This is a genomic window from Burkholderia sp. BCC1972, assembly GCF_905339605.1.
GTDB lineage: Bacteria > Pseudomonadota > Gammaproteobacteria > Burkholderiales > Burkholderiaceae > Burkholderia.
In genome coordinates this window covers 63,149-85,598 of record NZ_CAJPGH010000005.1, presented here as the reverse complement: position 1 = coordinate 85,598, position 22,450 = coordinate 63,149, and the positions used below count along the sequence as shown (strand labels likewise).

15 protein-coding genes are annotated in these 22,450 nt (G+C 69.3%); 9 read left to right on the top strand and 6 right to left on the bottom strand.

Annotated elements, in window-relative coordinates; translation table 11 throughout:
- Position 1 precedes the first annotated feature (1 nt).
- Together hemH and hrcA are read right to left on the bottom strand one after the other, a co-directional pair.
- The gene (hemH, locus tag U5798_RS09875; protein ID WP_322081922.1) at positions 2 to 1,066 is read right to left on the bottom strand and encodes a ferrochelatase; all 1,065 of its coding nucleotides are present in this window, start codon (positions 1,064 to 1,066) and stop codon (positions 2 to 4) included.
- A 135-nt stretch (positions 1,067 to 1,201) separates the two neighbouring features.
- Positions 1,202 to 2,224: a heat-inducible transcriptional repressor HrcA gene (gene hrcA / locus U5798_RS09870; protein ID WP_011544637.1), complete on the bottom strand. Its 1,023-nt coding sequence runs from the start codon at positions 2,222 to 2,224 to the stop codon at positions 1,202 to 1,204.
- A 131-nt stretch (positions 2,225 to 2,355) separates the two neighbouring features.
- Between hrcA and U5798_RS09865 the strand changes: the two genes are divergently transcribed.
- Positions 2,356 to 3,258 (top strand): NAD kinase, encoded by a 903-nt coding sequence (locus tag U5798_RS09865; RefSeq protein ID WP_124449387.1) that lies wholly within the window; start codon positions 2,356 to 2,358, stop codon positions 3,256 to 3,258.
- A 19-nt stretch (positions 3,259 to 3,277) separates the two neighbouring features.
- Complete coding sequence (gene recN, locus U5798_RS09860) at positions 3,278 to 4,927, top strand: DNA repair protein RecN (protein ID WP_322081921.1); 1,650 nt, start codon at positions 3,278 to 3,280, stop codon at positions 4,925 to 4,927.
- A gap of 92 nt (positions 4,928 to 5,019) precedes the next feature.
- On the opposite strand, the gene glnE is transcribed toward recN, so the two are convergent.
- Positions 5,020 to 7,824 carry a bifunctional [glutamate--ammonia ligase]-adenylyl-L-tyrosine phosphorylase/[glutamate--ammonia-ligase] adenylyltransferase gene (gene glnE, locus U5798_RS09855; protein ID WP_322081920.1) on the bottom strand — a complete coding sequence of 935 codons (2,805 nt, stop codon included), beginning with the start codon at positions 7,822 to 7,824 and terminating at the stop codon, positions 5,020 to 5,022.
- 230 nt (positions 7,825 to 8,054) lie between these two features.
- Between glnE and U5798_RS09850 the strand changes: the two genes are divergently transcribed.
- From U5798_RS09850 to tldD, 3 genes are all read left to right on the top strand, one after another.
- On the top strand, positions 8,055 to 12,257 hold the full coding sequence (locus U5798_RS09850; protein ID WP_322081919.1) for a YhdP family protein: 4,203 nt from the start codon (positions 8,055 to 8,057) through the stop codon (positions 12,255 to 12,257).
- A 51-nt stretch (positions 12,258 to 12,308) separates the two neighbouring features.
- Positions 12,309 to 13,136: a carbon-nitrogen hydrolase family protein gene (locus U5798_RS09845; protein WP_124449395.1), complete on the top strand. Its 828-nt coding sequence runs from the start codon at positions 12,309 to 12,311 to the stop codon at positions 13,134 to 13,136.
- A gap of 85 nt (positions 13,137 to 13,221) precedes the next feature.
- Positions 13,222 to 14,688 carry a metalloprotease TldD gene (gene tldD / locus U5798_RS09840; RefSeq protein ID WP_059528967.1) on the top strand — a complete coding sequence of 489 codons (1,467 nt, stop codon included), beginning with the start codon at positions 13,222 to 13,224 and terminating at the stop codon, positions 14,686 to 14,688.
- Positions 14,689 to 14,798: 110 nt separating this feature from the next.
- Here tldD and U5798_RS09835 read toward each other — a convergent pair whose 3' ends face one another.
- A complete protein-coding gene (locus U5798_RS09835; RefSeq protein ID WP_185658128.1) occupies positions 14,799 to 15,089 on the bottom strand; it encodes a hypothetical protein in 291 nt (96 codons plus the stop codon).
- Here U5798_RS09835 and aroG point away from each other — a divergent pair.
- Complete coding sequence (gene aroG / locus U5798_RS09830) at positions 15,088 to 16,161, top strand: 3-deoxy-7-phosphoheptulonate synthase AroG (RefSeq protein ID WP_124449397.1); 1,074 nt, start codon at positions 15,088 to 15,090, stop codon at positions 16,159 to 16,161. The two genes, U5798_RS09835 and aroG, sit on opposite strands and share 2 nt — an antisense overlap.
- Positions 16,162 to 16,238: 77 nt before the next feature.
- Here the strand turns inward: aroG and hmpA are convergent, their stop codons facing one another.
- Positions 16,239 to 17,447 (bottom strand): NO-inducible flavohemoprotein, encoded by a 1,209-nt coding sequence (hmpA, locus tag U5798_RS09825; protein WP_124449399.1) that lies wholly within the window; start codon positions 17,445 to 17,447, stop codon positions 16,239 to 16,241.
- A 95-nt stretch (positions 17,448 to 17,542) separates the two neighbouring features.
- On the bottom strand, positions 17,543 to 18,094 hold the full coding sequence (locus U5798_RS09820; protein ID WP_124449401.1) for a cob(I)yrinic acid a,c-diamide adenosyltransferase: 552 nt from the start codon (positions 18,092 to 18,094) through the stop codon (positions 17,543 to 17,545).
- Between the two features lie 136 nt (positions 18,095 to 18,230).
- On the opposite strand from U5798_RS09820, the gene U5798_RS09815 reads away from it, so the two are divergent.
- The 3 genes from U5798_RS09815 to glcE all read left to right on the top strand — a co-directional run bounded on the left by U5798_RS09815 (position 18,231) and on the right by glcE (position 22,446).
- Positions 18,231 to 19,640 carry an FAD-binding oxidoreductase gene (locus U5798_RS09815; protein WP_124449403.1) on the top strand — a complete coding sequence of 470 codons (1,410 nt, stop codon included), beginning with the start codon at positions 18,231 to 18,233 and terminating at the stop codon, positions 19,638 to 19,640.
- Positions 19,641 to 19,678: 38 nt separating this feature from the next.
- Complete coding sequence (locus tag U5798_RS09810) at positions 19,679 to 21,172, top strand: FAD-linked oxidase C-terminal domain-containing protein (protein WP_124449406.1); 1,494 nt, start codon at positions 19,679 to 19,681, stop codon at positions 21,170 to 21,172.
- 185 nt (positions 21,173 to 21,357) lie between these two features.
- Positions 21,358 to 22,446: a glycolate oxidase subunit GlcE gene (gene glcE, locus U5798_RS09805; protein WP_322081918.1), complete on the top strand. Its 1,089-nt coding sequence runs from the start codon at positions 21,358 to 21,360 to the stop codon at positions 22,444 to 22,446.
- Positions 22,447 to 22,450 lie beyond the last annotated feature (4 nt).

Sequence of the window (22,450 nt, the reverse complement as noted above, 5' to 3'; positions counted from 1 at the left end):
ATCAGTTCACCGTTTCGGGCTGCGCGGCCCTGACGGGCCAGCCCTGCAGATTCTCGGCGACGATCTCGCCGAGCGCGCCGATCCATGCGGGCGCGCCGTTCAGGCACGGAATGCGGTGGAAAGTCTTGCCGCCGCCGGCCAGGAACTCGTCGCGCACTTCCATGCCGATTTCCTCGATCGTTTCCAGGCAATCGGCCGTGAAACCGGGACAGAACACGTCGGCCCGCCGCACGCCGGCCTCGCCGAACTCGCGCAGCGTCGGCGCGGTGTACGGCTGCAGCCATTCGGCCTTGCCGAAGCGCGACTGGAACGTGACGCGGCATTCGGTCGTCGACAGCCCGAGCGCGGCCATCAGCAACGCGCCCGTCTGCTGGCACTGGTCGTGATACGGGTCGCCGAGGTCGAGCGTGCGCTTCGGCACGCCGTGGAAACTCAGCACGAGCTTGTCGCCGGCCGCGAAATCGGGCCGGCCGTGCTGCGCCCAGTATTGGCGCACCTGTTCGGCCAGCGCGTGGATATAGGCCGGATGGTCGGCGTAATGCCGCACCGTGCGCACTTCCGGCTGGTTGCGCATGCGCGCGAGTGCGTCGAACGCGGCATCGAAGGCGGTGGCCGTGGTCGACGCCGAGTATTGCGGATACATCGGCATCAGCAGCACGCGCTCGACGCCCGCGCGCTTGAACTGCGCGAGCGCGTGCGAAATGTTCGGGCTGCCGTAGCGCATCGCGTAGTCGACCGTCACGTGATACCCGTTCGACGTGAGCAGGTGCCGCACGCTGTCCGTCTGGCGCTCGGTGTACACGCGCAGCGGCGAACCCTCGGGCATCCAGACGGCCGCGTATTTCTTCGCGGACGCGCGGCCGCGCAGCGGCAGGATCAGCGTGCGCAGCAGCACCTGCCAGACGGCCTGCGGAATCTCGACGACGCGCGGATCCGACAGGAATTCGGCCAGGTAGCGCCGCACCGCGCGCGGCGTGGGTGCGTCGGGCGTGCCGAGATTGATCAGCAGCACACCGATGCGGTGGGCGGCCGCGATGCTCGAAGGCGGCTCAAGATCGAAACGCATGGGCAAGAACGTGCTCGAGGCACGGGACCGGACGGCTCTCAATTATAGCGGGCCGCCCCATGCCGTTCGGCCGACTGTCGGCGCGTGCGGCAATGCGACACGATGACGGGGCGGGATCAGGCGGCCGATCGCAGGCTATTGCTGGCTCAGCGTGAGCGACAGCAGGCGCGCGGTGATGTCGACGATCGGTATCACGCGGTTGTAGGCCATGCGGGTCGGGCCGATCACGCCGAGCGTGCCGACGATCTGCCCGTTCACCTCGTACGGCGCGGTGACGACGCTCATTTCCTCGATCGGCACGAGCGTCGATTCGCCGCCGATGAAGATCTGCACGCCCTGGGCGTGGCTCGACACGTCGAGCAGTTGCAGGAGGCCCGTCTTTTGGTCGAACACGTCGAACAGCTTGCGCAGCCGCGCCATGTCGGACGACAGATCCGCCACTTCGAGCAGGTTGCGCTCGCCGGAAATCAGCACGGTGTCCTCGGTGTCGGGCACCTCGGTACTGGCCGTCACGGCCGCGTGCATCAGCGTGGTCATGTCGCCGCGCAGCTGGTCGATCTCGTCGCGCAGGCGGCGGCGCACCTCGTCGAACGACAGGCCGGCGAAATGCGCATTGATGTAGTTGGACGCCTCGGTCAGCTGCGACGGCGAATAGTCGCGCGGCGTCGCGAGCATCCGGTTCTGCACGTCGCCCTCGGGCGTGACGATGATCAGCAGGATGCGCTTGTCGGACAGGCGCATGAACTCGATCTGCTTGAACACGTGGCTGCGGCGCGGCGTCAGCACGACGCCCGCGAACTGCGACAGGTTCGACAGCACGCTCGCGGCGGCCGCGACCACCCGCTGCTGCGGCTCGCCGGCCTGCAGCGTGTTCTGCACCTGCCGCGCGACGGCCTCGGCGTCGATCGGCGCCTCGACCGTCAGCATCGTGTCGACGAACAGCCGGTAGCCGCGCGGCGTCGGCACGCGCCCGGCCGACGTGTGCGGGCTCGACACGAGGCCGAGCTCCTCCAGGTCGGACATCACGTTGCGGATCGTCGCCGGGCTCAGCTCGAGCCCGGAGTAACGGGACAACGTGCGCGATCCGACTGGCTGACCGTCGGCGATATACCGTTCGATCAGGGTTTTCAGGAGGGTTCGTGCGCGAGGATCTAGCATGGTGGAAAATTTTAGCGCAACCGCGCGACCGCGGCGAGTGGCGTCGCCCACCGTTGCGCGGGCCGGCCCGATCCGGCCCCGCCGGGGCACAACCGGTTCTTTTCGTCAACGAGCTATGGTGTAATGCCGGCATGAAAACCGGTAATCAGTTCAACACCGTCGCGCTCGTCGGCCGAAGCAACACGCCCAACATCGCCGAGCCGCTCGCCACGCTGGCCGCCTGCGTCGCCGGGCAGGGCTTCGAGGTCGTCTTCGAAGCCGAGACCGCGCGCGAGATCGGCATCACCGGCTACCCGGCGCTGACGCCGGCCGAAATCGGGGCGCGCGCCGACGTGGCGGTCGTGCTGGGCGGCGACGGGACGATGCTCGGCATCGGCCGTCAGCTCGCGCCGTACAAGACGCCGCTGATCGGGATCAACCACGGGCGGCTCGGCTTCATCACCGACATCGCGGCGGCCGACATGCAGGCGCTCGTCCCGGTGATCCTGTCGGGCAAGTTCGAGCGCGAGGAACGCGCGCTGCTCGAGGCGCGGATCATGCGCGACGGCGAACCGATCTACCACGCGATTGCGTTCAACGACGTCGTCGTGAACCGCAGCGGCTTCTCCGGGATGGTCGAGCTGCGCGCGTCGGTCGACGGCCGGTACATGTACAACCAGCGTTCGGACGGCCTGATCGTCGCGACGCCGACCGGCTCGACCGCCTACGCGCTGTCGTCGGCCGGCCCGATCCTCCATCCGCAGCTGGCGGGCATCGTGCTCGTGCCGATCGCGCCGCACGCGCTGTCGAACCGGCCGATCGTGCTGCCCGACGATTCGAAAATCGCGATCCAGATCGTCGGCGGGCGCGACGTCAACGTGAACTTCGACATGCAGTCGTTCACGTCGCTCGAACTGAACGACACGATCGAGGTGCGCCGCTCGAAGCACACGGTGCCGTTCCTGCACCCGATCGGCTACAGCTACTACGCGACGCTGCGCAAGAAGCTGCACTGGAACGAACACGCCTCGAACGAAGACGACAAGGCGTCCTGACGCCGCTCCGCCCGACACCATGCTCCGCCACCTCTCGATCCGCGACTTCGTCATCGTCGCCGCGCTCGATCTCGAATTCGACAGCGGCTTTTCCGTCTTCTCCGGCGAAACCGGCGCCGGGAAATCGATCCTGATCGACGCCCTCGCCCTCGCGCTCGGCGAACGCGCCGACGCGAGCGTCGTGCGCACCGGCTGCGGCCGCGCCGACATCACGGCCGAATTCACGCCGCACGACCGCGTCGCGCGCTGGCTCGACGAACACGCGTTCGACACCGAGGACACCGTGATGCTGCGCCGCGTGATCGACGCAAACGGCCGTTCGCGCGCGTTCATCAACGGCACCAGCGCGACGCTCGCGCAGCTGCGCGAACTCGGCGAAATGCTCGTCGACATCCACGGCCAGCACGCGCACCAGCTGCTGATGCGGCCCGATGCCCAGCGCGAGCTGTTCGACACGCACGCGGGGCTCGTCGCCGATGCCGCGAACGTCGCGCGCGCCTGGCGCGTGTGGCGCGACGCGACGCAAGCGATCGACGCCGCGAAGGCGCACGAGCGCGAGCTGCAGCTCGAACGCGAAAAACTCGCGTGGCAGCTCGCCGAGCTCGACAAGCTCGCGCCGCAGCCCGGCGAATGGGACGAAGTCAGCAACGAGCACAAGCGGCTGTCGCATTCGGCGAACCTGATCGAAGGCGTGCGCGGCGCGCTCAACGCACTGTCCGAGTCCGACGACGCGATGCTCGCGCAGCTCGGCGCGATCGTGTCGAAGCTGCGCAGCCTGGCCGACTACGACACGGCGCTCGGCGACGCGCTCGCGTCGCTCGAACCGGCCGAGATCCAGCTGCAGGAAGCCGTCTATTCGCTGTCGCACTACGCGCAGCGCGTCGACCTCGATCCCGAGCGGCTCGCGCAGGTCGAGACGCGCCTCGATGCGCTGCACTCGACCGCCCGCAAGTTCCGGCTGCCGCCCGACACGCTGCACGAGGAACATGCGGCGCGCCGAGCGCAGCTCGCCGCGCTCGACGCGGCCGCCGATCTCGGCGCGCTCGAGGCGGCGCAGGCCAAGGCGCGCGAAGCCTATCTCGCCGATGCCCGGCACCTGTCCAAGGCGCGCGCGCAGGCCGCGAAGGCGCTCGGCACGGCCGTCACCGCCGGCATGCAGGAGTTGTCGATGGCGGGCGGCAGCTTCGAAGTCGCGCTCGTCCCGCTCGCCGACGGCGGCCCGCACGGGCTCGAGCAGGTCGAATTCCGCGTCGCGGGGCACCCGGGCGTGCCGCTGCGGCCGCTCGCGAAGGTCGCGTCGGGCGGCGAACTCGCGCGGATCAGCCTCGCGCTCGCGGTCATTGCCAGCGCGGCAAGCCCGACGCCCACACTGATCTTCGACGAAGTCGATACGGGGATCGGCGGTGGCGTCGCCGAAGTGGTCGGCCGCCTGCTGCACCAGCTCGGGCGAGAGCGCCAGGTGCTGTGCGTGACGCACCTGCCGCAGGTCGCCGCCCGCGGCGACCATCACTTCCAGGTCGCGAAAGGCGCCGACGATCGCGGCGGCACGGTTTCGACGGTCGTCGCGCTCGACCGCGCCAACCGCATCGAGGAAGTCGCGCGGATGCTCGGCGGGCTCGAGATCACGGCCACGACGCGCAAGCACGCGAAGGAAATGCTGGCGGCCTGACGCCGCCGCCGGCCTGCGCCGGCCGAACCAGGCACGCTCACAAACCGCTCGGGGCGGTGCGCGGATCGATACCGCGCCCGCCCGGCCTTCATTCAAACACCCGTTTCAACCGCGCCGAACACGCGCTCCCACAGCGCCGTCACGGCCGCCCGCTCGTCGGCCACCACGGCCGGATCGACGCGCGCCTTCTCCATCCCGTCGAGCCGCAGCTTGTGCTGCAGCTTCCGGTACTTGCGGTACGCGGCGCCGACGCGCTCGGCTTCGTCCTCCCCCATCAGCCCGAAGCGCGCGACCTCGCGCAGCAGCGCGATATTGCCGGTGTTGCGGATCAGCTCGGCGTCGCTCGATGCATGCAGCAGCACCCAATACTGGACGATGAACTCGATGTCGACCATCCCGCCGCGATCGTGCTTCAGGTCGAACAGCTCGGTCTGGTTCGGATGGCCGGCAAACACCTTGCCGCGCATGTCGACGATCTCCTTCGCGAGCACCGCGCCGTCGCGCGGCGTCGTCAGCACCTGCTGGCGGATCGCCTCGAAGTCGTCGCCGATCTGCGCATCGCCCGCGCTGTAGCGGGCGCGCGTCAGCGCCTGGTGCTCCCACACCCACGCGGTATTCGCGGCATCGCCCTCGCGCAGCTGGTAGCGGCGGAACGCATCGAGATCGGTGACGAGCAGCCCGGCCTCGCCGTTCGGCCGCAGCCGCAAGTCGATGTCGAACAGCGCGCCGGCACCGGTCGCGGTCGTGAGCCACGTGATGAGCCGCCGCGTGAAGGTCGTGTAGACGTCCGCCGATCGCTCGTCGGGATCGTCGTACAGGAAGATCAGGTCGAGATCCGACGCGTAGCCGAGTTCCTTGCCGCCCAGCTTGCCGTATGCGATCACCGCGAACTTCGGCACGTCGCGATGGCGCTTCGCCAGCTGCGACCAGACGACTTCGATGGTCACGTCGAGCACCGCGTCGGCCAGCTCGGACAGCCGGTCGCTCACATGCTCGACCGACAGTTGTCCGGCCAGGTCGATCAGCAGGATCCGGAACACCTCCGCGTGCTGCGCGTGCCGCAGCAGGTCCATCTGCTGCTCGGGGCCGTCGGCCGCCGCGAGGCGCGCGCGCAGTGCGTCCTTGAACGCGGGCCAGTCGAACGGGCTCGCGATCACCTCGTCGTCGAGCAGTTCGTCGAGCAGCTGCGGGTGGCGAATCAGGTAGCCGCCGCCCCAGCGCGTCGCGCCGAGCACCGACAGCACGCGGTCGAGCGCGGCCGGATATTCGGTCAGCAGCGCGAGATAGACGCCACGGCGGCTGACCGTCTCGAGCAGGTCGAACAGGCGCACGATCGTGTCGTCGCGGCGCGCGGCATCGATCGTCGGCGCGGCGTCGAGCGCCCGCTGCGCGACGCTGTCGAAGCGCTGCCGGCTCTTTTCCGGCAGGCCCGTATAGCGCGACGATTGCCAGACCGCGCGCAGCCGCGCGAGCACGGTGGCCGGATCGGCGAAACCGAGGCCGTCGAGGCGCGCGACCAGCGCGTCGTCCTCGCCGTCGTCGGCCAGCGCGCCGCTCCAGATCCACGCAGCGGCCGTGTCGTCGCCGGCAGTACAAGGGCCGCCGCCCTTCACCTTGTCCGCGAAGATCTGGTCGAACTGCGCCTCGACGAAGTTCCGGTGCTCGTCCAGCACCGTCATCAGCGCCGCATAGTCGGCAAAGCCGAGCGACGCGGCCAGCGCCGCGCGTTCGTCGGGCTCGACCGGCATCGCGTGCGTCTGCGCGTCGTTGCGGTACTGCAGCCGGTGCTCGAGCGTGCGCAGGAAGTTGTAAGCATCGGACAGGCGCGCACGCACGTCCTCGCCGATCAGCCCGCGCGCCTGCGCATGGCGCAGCACCGCGAGCGTCGGCCGCACGCGGAATTCGGCATCCTGGCCGCCGCGGATCAGCTGGAACACCTGCGCGCTGAACTCGATCTCGCGGATCCCGCCGCGCCCGAGCTTGATGTCGTCGGCCTTGTCGGGCCGCATCGACGCGCGGCGTGCGGCTTCCTGCCGGATCTGCTGGTGCAGCGAACGGATCGCGCCGATCACGCCGAAATCGAGATAGCGACGGTAGACGAACGGCTTGACGAGCGACTCGAGCTGCGACTGAAGCCGCCGCGCGGCGTCGCTGTCGCTTTCCGACACGAGCCGCCCCTTGATCCACGCATAGCGCTCCCACTCGCGCCCCTGCACGTAGAAATATTCCTCGAGCATCCCGAGGCTGCACGCGAGCGGCCCCGAATCGCCGTTCGGGCGCAGCCGCATGTCGACGCGAAACACGTAGCCGTCGGCCGTGACCTCGGACAGCACGCCGATCAGGCGCCGGCCGAGCCGCGTGAAGTATTCCTGCGTGGACAGCGGCGAACGCGTGCCGCCGGTCGTCTCGCCGTCGTCTTCGTAGACGAAGATCAGGTCGATGTCCGACGACACGTTGAGCTCGCGGCCGCCGAGCTTGCCCATCCCGACCACGCCGAGCACGACGGGCTGGCCGTCGGCACCGCGCGGCTCGCCGTACATCGCCTCGAGCTCGGCCGACAGCAGCGCGAGCGAGCGCTGCACGGCCACTTCGGCGAGGTCGGTCATCGCGCCGGTCACCTCGGTGACGTCGGCCAGCCCGCGCAAATCGCGCTCCGCGACCGCGCCGAACGCCTCGACGCGCAGTTGCCGCAGCGCGCGCTTCAACTGCTCCTCGGTCGGCGCGGCCGCGCCGGCCGGCGTCGCGAGCAATTCGGTGAGACGCGCGTCGAGCTGCGCGCGACCGAGCGGCGCGGCCGCCCATGCGGCGACCTGCTCGGCGAGCGCGGGCCGCGCGGCAGCCGCGCGGGCGAGGTATCGGGAATAGGACGTGCTGATCAGGGCGGAAGCGTCGGTCATCGAGAAGCGGGCCTGGCGGAAAGGCCGGCCGGCGCGGGCCGGCGCCGTGCGCGCCCCGCTGCCGACCGACCTCATGAACTCGGCGCGGCATCGCGGGACGCTCGTGCGCCGCCGCGAAACCGCGCGCCGGAAAGCCCGTGCCGCGCTGCCGCAACGGCCGCCGGCACGAACCCGTGTGATACATTTCAACGTCAATCTGCAAAACTACCATATCGCCGCCCGTCCGCCGCATGTCCGACCGTCAGGAATCCGCCGTAGCTGCGCCCGAAGCGGGACCTCCGAAGCACGATCATCCGGTCCTGCGTCGCGTGTTCAGGGTGACGCTGGCAGTCGGGATCGGCACCTACTTCATCGCGGCCGGCACGTTCCTCGGGCTGCGCTACGTCCTGCTGCCCCGCATCGACGAATTCCGCCCGCGCATCGAGCGCGCGGTGTCCGACAAGCTCCACGCGCAGCTTTCGATCGGCAAGCTTTCCCCGAACTGGTCCGGCATGCAGCCGGGCGTCGAACTCACGAACCTGACGATCCGCGGCCGCGACGGCAAGGTCGCGCTGTCGGTCCCGCACGCGACGGCCGCGCTGTCGTGGATGTCGCTTCTGCGGCTGTCGCCGGCGCTGTCGAGCCTGATCGTCGACCAGCCCGACCTCGTCGTCGCACGCGCGGCCGACGGCTCGCTGAGCGTCGCAGGCGTCGGCGTCGCGACCACGCACGGCGGCAACGACACGTTCGGCACGTGGCTGCTGAAGCAGGAAGCGATCGTGCTGCGCGGCGGCACGCTGCGCTGGCGCGACGCGCAGCACGACGCGCCGGAGCTCGTGCTGTCGGGCATCCGGCTTGCGGTGCTCAACGACGGCCGCGTGCACAAGGCCGCGCTGCAGGCGCCCGCGAACGGCACGCTGCTGCTCGGCCCGCTCGATTTCCGCGCACGCTTCAGGCACAAGCCGCTCGCCCCGATCGGCAAGCCGTCGAACTGGACGGGCGACGCATACCTGTCGACGGGCCCGGTCGACCTGCAGACGCTGACGCGCTACCTCGACGTGCCGCTGACGATCCACGCGGGCCGGATCGACAACGCGATCTGGGCGACCTTCGGCGACGGCCACCTGCGCTCGGCGGGCGGCGACCTGCAAGGCGCCGACGTCGCGCTGCGCGTGCGCCCGACGCAACCGCGGCTCGACGTGCCGACGGCCGGCTTCGGCTGGGACATGGTGCTCGACGCCGGTCACGACTACACGCTGCACCTGACGCACTTCAACGCGGAGCTCGGCCAGCCGCCGCTGCCGGACGGCACGCCGCTCGCGCGTTCGCTCGCGCTGTCGACGCTGACGGCGCGCTACCGCGTGCCGACCGCGACGCAGGGGCAGTTGATCAGCGTCGTCGGCGACCGCGTCGATCTCGGCATCCTCAGCGAGTTCATCCGCGGCCTGCCGCTGCCGGCGCGCCTGCGCAACGAGCTGATCAAGATCGACCCGCGCGGGATGGTGCAGAACTATCACATCGAGGTCGAGCGCGCGAAACCCGCGCGGGCCGACCTCGCCGACGAGGAGCGGCGCATGGGCGCCGCGCCGATCGTCCGCTACCGCTTCCTCGGCGACCTGCAGGGCATCAGCTTCGCGGCCCAGGAGCCGCCGCCCGGGCTCTCGCCGCGCGGCCACCCGCGCGCCGGCTGGCCGGGCATCGAGAACCTGTGGGGCCGCGTCGACGCGAACGAAACGGGCGGCACCGCGCATTTCGACACGGTCAACGCGGCGGTCACCGTGCCCGGCGAGTTCGACGAGCCGCGCCTGACGTTCGACCGGCTGCGCGGCAATGCGAAATGGACGATCACGCCCCAGCCCGGCGACAAGCACGCGCGCGTCGACGTATCGCTGCCCGACCTGCTCGTGTCGAACCCCGATGCCGAAATCGCGGTGTCGGGCTCGTACACGAACCCCGGCCACGGCCGCGGCTCGCTCGACCTGCGCGCCGATTTCGCACGCGCATCGGTCGCGCGCATTCCGCGCTACCTGCCGACCGGGATGTCCGAACACCTGCGCGACTATCTCGGCCACGCACTGCAGGACGGCACGGTGAGCAAGGGCGCGTCGATCGTCGCGCGCGGCCCACTCGAGAAATTCCCGTTCGAACACGAGCCGGACGCCGGCGTGTTCCACATCGTCGCGCCGTTCACCGGCGGCCGCTTCGAGCCGACGCCCTACCCGCCGCGCAAGCTCGCGAACGGCACGCCGAGCGTCTGGCCGGCGCTCGACGGGATCGACGGCGTGTTCGAGCTCGCGCAGAACAAACTGCACTTCGACATCCACCGCGCGCACTACAAGCGCGTCGCGCTGACGAAGGTCACGGGGCGCATCGACGATCTCGGCAATCCGTCGCATTCGCCGCTCGTCATCGACGGCCATGCGCAGGGCCCGCTCGCCGACCTGGTCGACTACGCGGACAACAGTTCGCTCGGCACGATGAGCGGCCACATCGGCCAGCGGATCGACGCGCAGGGGCCCGCGTCGCTCGCGCTCAAGATCACGATTCCACAGCACGTCGCGCATCCGCACACGCACGTCGAAGGCGCGCTCGCATTCGGCGGCAACACGCTGACGACCAGCGGCGTGCCGCCGCTGTCGGCGCTGCGCGGCAGCGTCCGCTTCACCGAGGCCGGCGCGTCGCTGCACGACCTGTCGGCGCGCTTCCTCGGCGGCCCCGTGCGCGCGAACGGCAACTTCCAGTCGCACGGCCCGTACACGGTGGACGTCGACGGCCGGCTCGCGCTCGACGCCGCGCGCGGCCTGAACCTGCACGGCCCGGCGGCCGCGCTGCTCGAACACGTGGTCGGCGACGCGCCGTACAAGATCGCTGTGCGCGGCGCGCCGGGCCGCCTGCCCGACATCAGCGCGCATTCCGACCTGACCGGCGTGGCACTGAACTTCCCCGCGCCGTTCGCGAAACCGGCCGGCACGCCGATGCCGTTCAGCTTCACGCTGCAGCCGGCGCCGCAGGCGGACGGCAAGCGCCTCGAGCATGCCGACCTGACCCTCGGCCCCGTATCGGCCACCTACCTGCTCGACGCGACGCGCGGCCAGCCGCTGCGCGCGGTGCGCGGCGCGATGGGCATCCACCGGATGCCCGACATGCCGCAGGACGGCGTGAGCGCGGCCGTGGACGTCAACGAACTGGACGCCGACGCGTGGCTCGCACTCGCCCACACGCTGAAGCCCGACACGCCGCGCGCACCGGAGCAGGCTGCGCCGCGCGTCGATTTCGCGAGCTTCGCGCCGAAGCGTTTCGCGTTCCACTTCGGCACGCTGAAGCTGCTCAAGCGCAACTGGGAAAACGTGATCGTCGGCGCGTCGCACGTCGACGAGCTGTGGCAGGCGAACATCGCGTCGAACCAGGTGTCGGGCTACCTGTCGTGGGCGCCCGGCGGCGGCCACAACGGCGCGGGCGTGCTGAACGCGCGGCTCGCGAAGCTCGTGATCCCGGACAGCGCGCAGCACGATCTCGTCGGCCGTGCGATGAACCTGCCGACGCCGACCGACCGCCCGATGCCGTCGATCGACCTGATCGTCGACCAGGTCGTCGAGCGCAACCACGACATCGGCCGCCTCGTCGTCAACGCGCGCAACATCGACGAAGACGGCACGCCCGTATGGCAGCTCGACAAGCTGGAACTGTCGAACCCGGCCGCGAAGCTGACGGCAACCGGCAACTGGCGCACGTCGCGCCGCGCGCTCGCCCGCGGCGCCGACGAGAACGACGCGCCGCGCCGCACCGTGTTCGACTTCAAGCTCGACATCGACAACGCGGGCGCGCTGCTCGATCGCGTCGGCCTGCCGCGCACGCTCGCGGACGGCCACGGGACGGTGACGGGCAAGGTCGGCTGGCGCGGCGGCCCGACGGCGCTCGACTTCCCGTCGCTCGGCGGCCAGGTCGCGGTCGATCTCGAACACGGGAAGATCCTGAAGGTCGATCCGGGTGCGGCGAAACTCCTCGGCGTGCTGAGCCTGCAGAGCCTCGCGCGCTTCCTGACGCTGAATTTCCGCGACGTGGTCGGCAAGGGGCTGCCATTCGACAAGATCACCGGTACCGGCCGGATCTCGAACGGGATCGCGCGCACCGACGATTTCTCGATGATGACGGGGCCCGCGAACGTCACCGTGCGCGGCGCGGTCGATCTCGGCACCGAGACGCAGGATCTGCATGCGCACGTCGCGCCGAAAATCAGCGCGGGCGCAGCCGCGATCGGGGCGGCCGTCATCAATCCGCTGCTCGGCATCGGCGTGCTGGCCGCGAACTACGCGCTGTCGGAGACGCTGTCGCACGCGTTCGCGCTCGACTACGCGATCACCGGCTCGTGGGCGCACCCGCACATCGAGCGGGTGCGGGGCGATCAGGGTAAGATGAATCACGGTCCGGCCGATGCAGCGAACCAGAGTCATTGAGCCGTGCACGGCGCCGGGCCGCACCCCATTTATGAAGCAACCGATCCCGCGATGACCGACCACACCCGTTCCGCCACACCCTTCCGGGTCGCCGCGCTGCAGATGGTGAGCACGCCGGACGTCACACGCAATCTCGCCGAAGCGCGCCGCCTGATCGCGGAAGCCGCCGGCGAAGGCGCACAGCTCGTGCTGCTGCCCGAGTATTTCTGCTTTATGGGCCATCGCGACACCGACAAGCTCGCGCTCGCCGAGCCGTACCAGGACGGCCCGATCCAGCGCTTCCTCGCGGACGCCGCGCGCCGCCACGGCATCTGGGTGATCGGCGGCACGCTGCCGCTGAAGGCGCCCGAGCCCGACCGCGTGCTGAACACGACGCTCGTGTTCGACCCGTCCGGCAACGAGGCCGCGCGCTACGACAAGATCCACCTGTTCAACTTCGAGAAAGGCGACGAATCGTTCGACGAGGCGCGCACGATCCGCGCGGGCGATACGGTCGTCGCGTTCGACGCGCCGTTCGGGCGGGTCGGCCTGTCGGTCTGTTACGATCTTCGCTTTCCGGAGCTGTATCGCCGGATGGGCGACTGCGCGCTGATCGTCGTCCCGTCGGCGTTTACGTATACGACGGGCCGCGCACACTGGGAAACGCTGCTGCGCGCGCGGGCCGTCGAGAACCAGTGCTACGTGCTCGCGGCCGCGCAGGGCGGCAAGCACGAGAACGGCCGGCGCACCTGGGGCCACAGCATGCTGATCGATCCGTGGGGCGAGATCGTCGCGGTCCGCGACGTGGGCGCCAGCGTCGTGCTCGGCGCGATCGATCCGCAACGCATGGCCGACGTGCGCCAGAGCCTGCCCGCGTGGCGGCACCGCGTCCTGACCTGAATCCGCCGCGCCGCTTGAAACGCCGCGCGGCCAACCCATCTGCCCAGCAGCACCCGACAACTTTTTGAGAAACCCCGATATCCGCATGAACATCATCGAACCCGGCATCCGCAACCTCGCGCTGGCGAAGGACATCCTGCTCACGCCGTACGGCCTCGACGAAAGCCTGCTCACGCGCACGATCGCCGACATCTTCACGCACCGCGTCGACTACGCGGACCTGTACTTCCAGGCGACCCGCAGCGAAGCGTGGAGCCTCGAGGAAGGCATCGTGAAATCGGGCAGCTTCAGCATCGACCAGGGCGTCGGCGTGCGCGCGGTCGCGGGCGACCGCACCGCGTTCGCGTACTCGGACGACCTGTCGCCGGAAGCGATCGCGCAAGCCGCCGCGGCCACCAAGGCGATCGCGGCAGCCGGCGGCGGCCGCCAGAAGATCAAGGCCGCGACGTCGCTGAAGGGCATCTCGGGCCGCGACCTGTACCTGCCGTCCGACCCGCTCGCGTCGCTCGACGCGACGGCCAAGGTCAAGCTGCTCGAGCGCATCGAGCAGATGGCGCGCGGGCGCGACCCGCGCATCACGCAGGTGATGGCCGGCCTCGCCGGCGAATACGACGTCGTGCTGGTCGCCCGCAGCGACGGCGCGCTCGCGGCCGACATCCGCCCGCTCGTGCGCGTGTCGGTCACGGTGATCGCCGAGCAGAACGGCCGCCGCGAGATCGGCTCCGGCGGCGGCGGCGGCCGCTTCGACTACGGCTACTTCACCGACGACGTGCTGTCGCGCTACGTCGACGACGCCGTGCACGCGGCGCTCGTCAACCTCGACGCGCGCCCCGCGCCGGCCGGCGCGATGACGGTCGTGCTCGGGCCGGGCTGGCCGGGCGTGCTGCTGCACGAGGCGATCGGCCACGGCCTCGAAGGCGACTTCAACCGCAAGGGCTCGTCCGCGTTCGCGGGCCGGATCGGCGAGCAGGTTGCGGCCAAGGGCGTGACGGTGGTCGACGACGGTACGCTGCCGAACCGCCGCGGCTCGCTGAACATCGACGACGAAGGCAACCCGACGCAGTGCACGACGCTGATCGAGGACGGCATCCTGAAGGGCTACATCCAGGACACGCTGAACGCGCGCCTGATGAAGATGCCGGTCACGGGCAACGCGCGGCGCGAGTCGTACGCGGCGCTGCCGATGCCGCGCATGACGAACACGTACATGCTGAACGGCGACAAGGATCCGCAGGAAATCATCGCATCGGTGAAGAACGGCCTGTACGCGGTGAACTTCGGCGGCGGCCAGGTCGACATCACGAACGGCAAGTTCGTGTTCTCGGCGTCCGAGGCGTACATGATCGAGAACGGCAAGATCACCTACCCGGTGAAGGGCGCAACGCTGATCGGCAGCGGCCCCGAATCGCTGAAATACGTGAGCATGATCGGCAACGACATGTCGCTCGACACGGGCGTCGGCGTGTGCGGCAAGGAAGGCCAGAGCGTGCCGGTCGGCGTCGGCCAGCCGACCCTGCGGATCGACAAGATGACGGTCGGCGGTACGGCATAACCGCATCGCGGCGCAGACAATCCGCGCATTTTGAAGAAAACGCGCGGATTGTCCGCATTTTTGAACGCCCCCGGTTGCCAGCCGCGCGGGGACCGGGTATAAATTCCGAATCAACTTTTTTGACGAACCGAATCTCCGTCATGTCCGCCAAGTTTTACTTTTACTTTTTTTGGTATCTCAGACCGCTGGCGGATCGAGAGGGTTGATGGCGCGTAAAGCGCAACCGAAATTCCCGAAAAAACCGCCGGCGAACCCGGCGGTTTTTTTTCGCCCTTCGCCACCCGGTTGCCGCCGCAGCGGTCCCGCGGCCCCGACCGAAACCACTGAATCGCTTGAATTGATGAATCTGCCGCACGCCACCCACTGATCGAACGGCGCCCGGAACCAAGGAGAAACAGCATGCCCCCGCACAATACCGACGACGTCCGCATTCGCGAACTCAAGGAACTGACGCCGCCCGCCCACCTGATCCGCGAATTCGCGTGCTCCGAAGCCGCGTCCGAGCTGATCTACAACTCGCGCCAGTCGATGCACCGCATCCTGCACGGGATGGACGACCGGCTGATCGTCGTCATCGGGCCGTGCTCGATCCATGACACGAAGGCGGCGATCGAGTATGCGGGCCGGCTCGTGAAGGAGCGCGAGCGCTTCAAGGGCGAACTGGAAATCGTGATGCGCGTGTACTTCGAGAAGCCGCGCACGACGGTCGGCTGGAAGGGCCTCATCAACGATCCGCACCTCGACAACAGCTTCAAGATCAACGAAGGGCTGCGCACCGCGCGCGAGCTGCTGCTGCAGATCAACGAAATGGGGCTGCCGGCCGCGACCGAATACCTCGACATGATCAGCCCGCAATACATCGCCGACCTGATCTCGTGGGGCGCGATCGGCGCGCGGACGACCGAGTCGCAGGTGCACCGCGAGCTCGCGTCGGGGCTGTCGTGCCCGGTCGGCTTCAAGAACGGCACCGACGGCAACGTGAAGATCGCGGTCGACGCGATCAAGGCCGCATCGCAGCCGCACCATTTCCTGTCGGTGACGAAGGGCGGCCACTCGGCGATCGTGTCGACGGCCGGCAACGAGGACTGCCACGTGATCCTGCGCGGCGGCAAGACGCCGAACTACGACGCGGACAGCGTGAATGCCGCCTGCGCGGACATCGGCAAGGCCGGCCTCGCCGCGCGCCTGATGATCGACGCGAGCCACGCGAACAGCTCGAAGAAGCACGAGAACCAGATCCCCGTCTGCGCGGACATCGGCCGCCAGATCGCGGCCGGCGACGAGCGCATCGTCGGCGTGATGATCGAGTCGCACCTCGTCGAGGGCCGCCAGGACCTGAAGGAAGGCTGCGCGCTGACCTACGGCCAGAGCATCACCGACGCGTGCATCGCGTGGGACGACAGCGTGAAGGTGCTCGAAGGCCTCGCGGAATCGGTCAAGGCACGCCGCGTCGCGCGCGGCAGCGGCAACTGATCGTCTGCCTGCGGCGCAACGAAACAGCCCGGCTCGCGCCGGGCTTTTTCATCGACTGCCGATTGCCGGTCGGCACCTCATTCGAGCGCGCCTGAACCGAAGATCTCGGTATGGATGCGCTCCGGCGCGACGCCGAGCGCGACCAGCGCGTCGCGCTGCGCCTTCATGAACGCGATCGGGCCGCAGATGTAGTAATCGGCGTCCGGCACCAGCGCGTACTGCTGCACGCGTTCCGGCGTGAGGCGCCCTTCGAGGTCGTGGTCGATGCCGGCGCGATCGTTCGGGCCGACGAGTTCGTACAGCACCGTGCGCTTGACGTTCGCATGCCCGCCGACGATATCGTTCAGCCAGTCGCGGAACGCGTGCACCGCGCCCGAACGGCATGCATGGACGAACCGCACTGCACGCGGGCTGCCTTCGCCGGCCAACGTCGACGCCATCGACACCATCGGCGTCAGGCCGACCCCGCCGGAGATCAGCACGACCGGCGTCTCGACGCCGCGCTTCAGCGAGAATTCGCCCATCGGCGCGGTCACCTCGACGATCGCGCCCTCTTCCACGCCGTCGTGCATCAGCGTCGACACCTTGCCGGCCGGGATCGCCTCCGGCTGGCCGGCCTCGCGCTTCACCGAGATGCGCAGCCACTTGCCGTGCGGTGCATCGGACAGGCTGTACTGGCGCGGCTGGTCGACGCCGAGATCGCCGACGAAGCGCTTTACCGTGATGTACTGGCCCGGCTCGAAGGTCGGCGCCGCGCCGCCGTCGGCGGGGGTCAGGTAGAACGACGTGATCTCGCCGCTCTCGCGCACCTTGCGTGCGACCTTGAACGGGCGGAAGCCGCTCCACGCGGCGCCTGCGTACAGGTCGGCCTCGGCGCCGATCAGGATGTGCGCGAGCTGGCCGTATGCGACGCGCCATGCCTCGAGCGTGTCGGCGTCGACCGCGTCGCCGAGCACTTCGACGATCGATGCGAGCAGGTTCTCGCCGACGATCGGGTAATGCTCGGGACGGATGTTCAGGCTCGCGTGCTTGTGCGCGATGTGCGACACGGCCCCGCCCAGTGCACCGAGATTGTCGATGTTCGCCGCGTACGCATAGACGGCCTTCGCGAGCGTCTCCGGCTGGCTGCCGGTCTTCTGGTGCGTCTGGTTGAACAGGTTCTTCAGTTCCGGATGGCGCGCGAACATGCGCTGGTAGAAGTGCTTCGTGATCGTCGCGCCATGAACGGCGAGGACAGGGGCAGTGGCCTTCACGCGAGCCATCTGGTCAGCGGTGATGGGGGTCATGTTCGTTCTCCGTTAAACATGCACACACAATACATGTTTAAAAAATCAGCATCACCCGGGCAAATTGTCGCAGTGCGCAAACGTGCTGCGACGGGCTACCGAACGCGGCCGCGCTCCCACAGCACGTCCGCTCCGCCGTCGGCGCGGTTCAGCACGCGCGCCAGCACGAACAGCAGGTCGGACAGCCGGTTCACGTAGCGCCGCGGCGCATCGTTGAGCGTGTCGTGGCGCCCGAGCGCGACGATCGAGCGCTCGGCACGACGGCACACCGTCCGGCACACGTGCGCGAGCGACGCCGCGCGCGAGCCGGCCGGCAGGATGAATTCCTTCAGCGGCGGCAGCGTCGCGTTGTAGTCGGCGAGCCACCGGTCGAGGCGTGCGAGATGCGTGTCGTCGAGTACCGTGTGGCCGGGAATGCACAGCTCGCCGCCGAGATCGAACAGGTCGTGCTGGATCGTGACGAGCGCCGTGCGCACGTCGTCCGGCAGCGTCTCGGCGAGCAGCACGCCGAGGTTCGAATTCAGTTCGTCGACGTCGCCGATCGCCGCGATCCGCTCGTCGTCCTTGCCGATGCGCCGTCCGTCGCCGAGGCCGGTGGTGCCGTCGTCGCCGGTGCGCGTGGCGATCTTGCTCAAGCGGTTGCCCATGCGGATGTCCTCTCGTGCGCGGCCGTGATGCGGCCCGGTTGGCTGGAACGCGATTATCGCAGCCCGCGGCGGCGGGCGCAGCGGACGTTACAGCGTAGAATGGACCGAAAGTTCGACAAGCCGCCAGGAGACATTCGTGAATCACCCTGCCCCGCCGGCCACCACGCGCCGTCCGCTGCCTCCCGCCATGCTCGATGCGCTGCGCGCCGCCTTCGGCGAGCGCGTGTCGACCGCCGACGCGGTCCGCGCGCACCACGGCCGTGACGAATCGCCTTTCGATCCGCAACTGCCCGACGCCGTCGTGTTCGCGCACAGCACCGACGACGTGCGCGAAGTCGTGTCGCTGTGCTCGCTCTACAGCGTACCGCTGATCCCGTACGGCGCGGGCTCGTCGCTCGAAGGCCACCTGCTCGCGGTGCGCGGCGGCGTGTCGCTCGACCTGTCGGAAATGAACCGCGTGCTGTCGATCAACGCCGAAGACCTGACCGTGACGGTCGAGCCGGGCATCACGCGCAAGGCGCTCAACGAAGCGCTGCGCGACACCGGCCTGTTCTTCCCGATCGATCCGGGCGCCGACGCCAGCATCGGCGGGATGAGCGCGACGCGCGCATCGGGCACCAACGCCGTGCGCTACGGCACGATGCGCGAGAACGTGCTCGGCCTGACCGCGGTGCTCGCCGACGGCCGCATCGTGAAAACCGGCTCGCGCGCGCGCAAGTCGTCGGCCGGCTACGACCTCACGCGCCTGTTCGTCGGCTCCGAAGGCACGCTCGGCGTGATCACCGAGATCACGCTGCGCCTGCACCCGCTGCCCGAAGCCGTGTCGGCCGCGACCTGCACGTTCCCGACGATGGGCGACGCGGTCCGCACGGTGATCGAGACGATCCAGATCGGCGTGCCGATCGCGCGCGTCGAATTCGTCGATGCGCTCGCGGTGCGCTCGATCAACCGCCATTCGAACCTGACGCTCACCGAAGCGCCGACGCTGTTCTTCGAATTCCACGGCACCGACGCCGGCGTGAAGGAACAGGCCGAACTCGTGCAGGCACTGGCCGGCCAGAACAACGGCCAGGGCTTCGAATGGGCGACGCGCCCCGAGGACCGTACGCGGCTCTGGGCCGCGCGCCACAACGCGTACTTCGCGATGCTGCAGCTGAAGCCGGGCTGCCGTGCGGTGACGACCGACGTGTGCGTGCCGATCTCGCAGCTCGCCGCGTGCGTCGAGGAAACCGAGGTCGACCTGCGCGCATCGTCGCTGCCCTGCCCGATCGTCGGTCATGTCGGCGACGGCAATTTCCACGTCGCGATCCTGATCGACCCCGACAAGCCCGAGGAGCTCGCCGAAGCCGAGCACATCAACGACCGGATCGTCGCGCGCGCGCTGCGGCTGGGTGGCACCTGCACGGGCGAGCACGGTGTCGGGCTGCACAAGATGCGCTTCCTGCCGAAGGAGCACGGCGACAACGCGATCGACACGATGCGCGCGATCAAGCTCGCGCTCGATCCGCGCAACCTGATGAATCCGGGCAAGATTTTTACGTGCTGATCCGGCGGCGCGAGCTCGCGCCCCACGCAGGAGATCCCATGAACGCTCCCGTCGAACTGTCGAGCGCGGCGCGCGCGCAGCGCCAGCGCGAAGTCGTGCAGGCGCTGATGGCCGTGCTGCCGACGCACTGCCTGCTGTACCGCGACGAAGACACCGCGCCGTACGAATGCGACGGCCTGTCCGCGTACCGCCGCCTGCCGCTCGCGGTCGCGCTGCCGGAAACCGAATCGCAGGTGCAGCGGATCGTGCAGATCTGCCGCCGCATGGAAGTGCCGATCGTGCCGCGCGGCGCCGGCACGAGCCTGTCGGGCGGCGCGCTGCCGATCGCGCTCGGCGTCGTGCTGTCGCTCGCGCGCTTCACGCGCATCGTCGAAGTCGACCCGTACGCGCGCACGGCAACCGTGCAGCCCGGCGTGCGCAATCTCGCGATCTCGGAAGCCGCCGCGCCGTACGGCCTGTATTACGCGCCCGATCCGTCGTCTCAGATCGCGTGCACGATCGGCGGCAACGTCGCGGAAAACTCCGGCGGCGTCCATTGCCTGAAATACGGGCTGACCGTGCACAACGTGATGCGCGTGCGCGCGGTGACGATCGACGGCGAGATCGTCGAATTCGGCTCGCTCGCGCTCGACGTGCCGGGCCTCGACCTGCTCGCGGTGATGATCGGCAGCGAAGGGATGTTCGCGATCGTCACCGAGGTGACGGTACGCCTGATCCCGAAGCCGCAGACCGCGCAGCTCGTGATGGCGAGCTTCGACGACGTCGTCAAGGGCGGCGAGGCCGTCGCGGCGATCATCGCGTCGGGCATCATCCCGGCCGGGCTCGAGATGATGGACAAGCCGGCCACCCAGGCGGTCGAGGCGTTCACGCACGCGGGCTACGACCTCGACGCGAAGGCGATCCTGCTGTGCGAATCGGACGGCACGCCGGAAGAAGTCGCCGAGGAGATCGTGCGGATGACGGCCGTGCTGCGCGAACACGGCGCGACGCGCATCCAGGTGTCGCGCAACGAACAGGAGCGGCTGCGCTACTGGTCGGGCCGCAAGAATGCGTTCCCGGCCGCCGGCCGCATTTCCGCGGATTATTACTGCATGGACGGCACCGTGCCGCGCCGCGCGATCGGCCCGCTGCTCGCGCGCATCGAACAGCTCGAGACGCGCTACGGGCTGCGCTGCATCAACGTGTTCCATGCGGGCGACGGCAACATGCATCCGCTGATCCTGTACAACGCGAACGATCCGGACGAGCTGCACCGCGCCGAGCAGTTCGGCGCGGAAATCCTCGAATGCTGCGTGGAATTCGGCGGCAGCGTGACGGGCGAGCACGGCGTCGGCATCGAGAAGCTCAATTCGATGTGCGTCCAGTTCTCGCCGCAGGAGCGCGACGCGTTCTTCGCGGTCAAGCGTGCCTTCGATCCGGCCGGCCTGCTGAACCCGGACAAGGGCATCCCGACTCGCGCGCGCTGCGCCGAGTACGGTCGCCAGCACGTGCGCGGCGGGCTGCTGCCGCACCCCGACCTGCCGCGCTTCTGAGCGGCGCGCGCGGGCGGCGCTCCGTGCCCGCGGCCGGGCCGTGGCGGTCGGCCGTGCGCGCGCGACCCGTTCGCGCGGCGACGCGGGCATGCGATCTGCAATACGGGGCTTAGGGATAGTCGCGATGTGGAATCGCGCCACCCCGGTACAATCGACCGAACAACAAGCCGAGGCAGCAACCGAACATGGAAGAGGACGACATCGTCGCCGGATGGGCCGAGCGCATACGCGCGGCCAGTGCCGACGGCCGGCCGCTGCGAATTCGCGGCGGCGGCACCAAGGACTGGTACGGCCAGGCGCTCGAGGGCGAAATACTGGACACGCGGGCGTTCCAGGGCGTCGTGTCGTACGACCCGGCGGAACTCGTCGTCACGGTCCGCGCGGGCACGCCGCTCGCGCAGCTTGAAACCGTCCTCGCCGAGTGCGGCCAGATGCTGCCGTTCGAGCCGCCGCACTTCGGCCGCGCGGCCACCGTCGGCGGCTGCATCGCGGCCGGCCTCGCGGGCCCGCGCCGCGCCGCCTGCGGCGCCCCGCGCGATTTCGTGCTCGGCGTGACGCTGATGAACGGCCGCGGCGACATGCTGCGCTTCGGCGGGCAGGTCGTGAAGAACGTCGCCGGTTACGACGTATCGCGGCTGATGGCCGGCGCGCTCGGCACGCTCGGGCTGATGCTCGACCTGTCGATCAAGGTGCTGCCCATGCCCGTCGCCGAGGTCACGCTGAAGTTCGAGATGACCGCGACCGACGCGGTGCGCAAGCTTAACGAATGGGGCGGCCATCCGCTGCCCGTCAGCGCAAGCGCCTGGCGCAACGGCACGCTCGTGCTGCGCCTGTCGGGCGCCGAAGCGGCCGTGAAATCCGCGAAGACGCTGCTCGGCGGCGAAGTCGTCGATGCGGTCGAAGCCGAGCGCTTCTGGGCCGGCCTGCGCGAGCATACCGACCCGTTCTTCAACGGCATCCCGCCCGGCTATGCGCTGTGGCGCCTGTCGCTGCCGTCGATCACCGAACCGATGCACCTGCCCGGCACCCAGCTGATGGAATGGGGCGGTGCGCAACGCTGGTGGATCACCGACGCCGACGCGCAGACCGTGCGCATGAGCGCGAAGCAGGCCGGCGGCCACGCGACGCTTTTCCGTGCAGGTGACGCGTACGACCGCAGCGCGGGCGTGTTCACGCCGCTTCCCACCCCGATGATGAAAATCCACCGCGGACTGAAGAGCGCGTTCGATCCCGCGCGCATCTTCAACCGCGGCAGGCTCTACCCCGATCTCTGAGGGA